1 protein-coding gene and 1 pseudogene are annotated in these 2974 nt (G+C 35.8%); both read right to left on the bottom strand.

Translation table 11 applies throughout. The annotated features are described in order from the left end of the window. Window positions 1-1502: 1502 nt before the first annotated feature. Window positions 1503-1940, bottom strand: a pseudogene (locus tag CWO92_RS26240) (NUDIX hydrolase); the annotation flags it as partial. 12 nt (window positions 1941-1952) lie between these two features. Continuing rightward, window positions 1953-2690, bottom strand: a complete 738-nt coding sequence (locus CWO92_RS24790; protein WP_101356838.1) for a GNAT family N-acetyltransferase — start codon at window positions 2688-2690, stop codon at window positions 1953-1955. Window positions 2691-2974: the final 284 nt, after the last annotated feature.

Here is a 2974-nt window from a genome sequence, read left to right as displayed (position 1 = left end):
ATCTTAGAGGTGGGTTTTGTCCCAGCCTCTTCACTACTTTTTTACAATGTAAAACGATCCCCCGAGTCTTTTTCCATATATTCAGTAGTTTTCTCCGTCACTATTAGACGGAATGAACCGCAGCAATAATTAACATTCCATACTTCTATCTTACTTACTTTCCAACCAAATACTTTTGCCAAAAAAAACATGCTCGCGTTCATGAATGAGAGCCATGATCGAAAAGGGCCTCAATATAACCGATAAATAGTCTCTATTCTTGTTTTGCCTCTTTATTTAATAATCTCCAATAATTTTGCAAAAAATGTCCCATCTTTTGTATAAAGCGAACCGTCAAATTCCCCTACTCCATTTAAGATAAAGGAACTGTCCTTCTCAATCGGTTCTTCTTCAAGAATCGTATGGATTTTTGATATACCTCTACTATTATCATTTTTATAGGCAACCACCGGCTGTTGAAAAAGGTATTCCTTTTCTCCTACCCTTATTTTTAAAAAGTTTTTATGCAATAGCTTATTTCCACTTTTTACGATATTCATAGGGTCCATCAAAGCAGCTATCATGTTCCCTTCTAATACAAGATGGTAACCTTTTTTTGTTTCAAATTTTGTAAATTCGGCATCTTTGCTGTTTTTTACCATTTTGAGGATTGTTTTCGTTTCGTTAGAAATGGAAATTTCATTTATTTGCTGAATGGTATAGTCCACGTGCTTTTTCAATAAATCATATAAAGTGTGATTAGACTCGAAAAAGCCATGCTTCCAATCGGGGTAAAGTTCGTCCAGCAGCAGGCACAGGACCAAACCTGCACTATAACAACTCTTTCTTATATTCAAACTAGAATCATGTTTATCTAAAAGGCTTCGACTATATTTTTCTAATACTGCCTCATAAGGTAGTAAACTTCTCTCGGCATAGGCTTTCAATTCGATATACCAAGCTGGACCTTCCACGGTTTCAATATTGGTTTCATATTGAATAAACTCTTCAATTATACTTGCTCTTTTTTCACGTATGGATATAAATGCTTGTAAACTCTTCCTCTTATCCTCAACGGAAGTTGCTACTAACGCTTGATAAAGATGAAATCTTTCCTGGTTTCTTAATTCTATATTTTCTTCCTTTAATGGATACGAAATTCCCAACATTTCATTTGGAAAGCGATCTTCCCCTTTTAAGTATTGATAACCATGAAATAATTCGTGAGCAAGGATAGAAAATAAGCCTTCTTCATCCGCGTAACGTTCAAGATTCATAATGGCAGTTGGATAATTTTCATATAAAATAAGGGTATCCGCCATGAATTGTTCATTCCAAGCAAACACCTCCTCCTTGAAATCAGGATGGCGATAAAGATGGACCTTTTCTTTATCATAGAATGCAAAAGATACTGCTTCAAAACCTGGCCAATAATGAGTTAAATTCGTTAAATTTTTAATTGCTTCATTATATATATCTCCTGATTCTTTTCGTTGAAAATAGGTTTCTGCATGATTATCTTGTAAAAACAGAAACTTAGGATAAGGTAAAGCAAGTTCAGGCATTTCTTCTGCTTTAAAATAACGCAATTCAGCTGTTTCACTATCAATCGGATTTAATTCGCCACCTTGCGCGACACATTCAAACAAAAATACATTATATTCAACCTTGTGTCCGTTCGGATATTGGTATCGAAAATCCTTTCCGCCAAACACTCCCACAAGCTTTTTTGGAACTACATGCAGCCCTGTTTCTTCCCATACTTCACGAACGACTGCTTCCGCAGGTGCTTCTCCAAGCTCAATAGCCCCTGCCGGTAGGCTCCATTTTTCCCCATTCCCTTTATGTTGAAATAGGATTTCCCCAGCCTTATTACGGATAATAGCCGCTACGCTCGGCATGAAAATTAATTCGCTTCCTACCTTTTCTCTAAGATCTTGATAATAATCGGACATCCCCATGTCTTCACCCCATTAAAAATATTTATAAAATGATTCCATATGTGACTTCAACATGCAGCCACTTCTTATGAACACATGTTGCATTTTTTTATTGGTTGCCTGAGTACTGCCGATATAGTAGGTTGCACCCATTTCCCTAAGAAACTGTAACGATTGTTTATGAAGGCTTGAACTTAGACCCTTTCCACGCATTTCGGGAATCAATCCAAAATAAAATAGTCTGCCTTCATCAGTAGTTCCAGGTTCCATATGAGGGATGGTTACACCAATCGGTTTCCCCCCTTTTAAAAAAACCCGACAGGAATTTCTCCAATTATTACCTAATTCACTTTTCACCGCTTCAAGATGCTGTGCCATCGTAAAAGTGGAGGGCTTGTTATCCGAATAAAGCATGCACTGTCTCCAAGTATCCTTGAACTCCTTTTCCGTGAGTTCATTTTCTAAGGACTTCCACTGGAATTCGCACGGTAATTCCTCTATGTTTCCTAAGTCTTTTGTATATTCTATAATCGATGATCTATGCTCAAACCCGTTGGTTATTAAGATATTTGAATAGTCATTGTTCGTTTTTTGTATTAATACACTTATGTACTGTAATTTATTGCTTTTCCCAACCCCTATCAAATGACCTAATTTTTCTTTAAAATCGGGCTCTGGTTGAACTTGTTCTAACGCAATATATCGAGGTAATCCGTTTAAGACTTTGAATGTCCCATTAAAAAGTTTTTCAAAGTACGAGATATCTAACAATGTTCATCAGCCCTTTATTGAATTTCTCTACACTTTATTCTATTTTCTTCACTGTATTTCCTTTATACTGATAAATTTCCTGTATAACAGTAATGTTATAGAAGCAAAAACGAAAGATGTATTTCAGAAGGGAATAGTTCAATCGTTTGAGGAATTAAAAATAAAAGATTCTTATGGTTCAACTTCGTGGGAAGTAGTTCGATTATTTTTTTGTTTTTTTATTTCTTTCCATATATCCTACCTCCCTATAGTTTTTTGGATCACCCATCCTCGTTTTCCACATA

The organism is Heyndrickxia camelliae (assembly GCF_002844575.1).
Taxonomy (GTDB): domain Bacteria; phylum Bacillota; class Bacilli; order Bacillales; family Bacillaceae_C; genus Margalitia; species Margalitia camelliae.
This window is presented reverse-complemented; position numbering and strand designations above follow the sequence as displayed.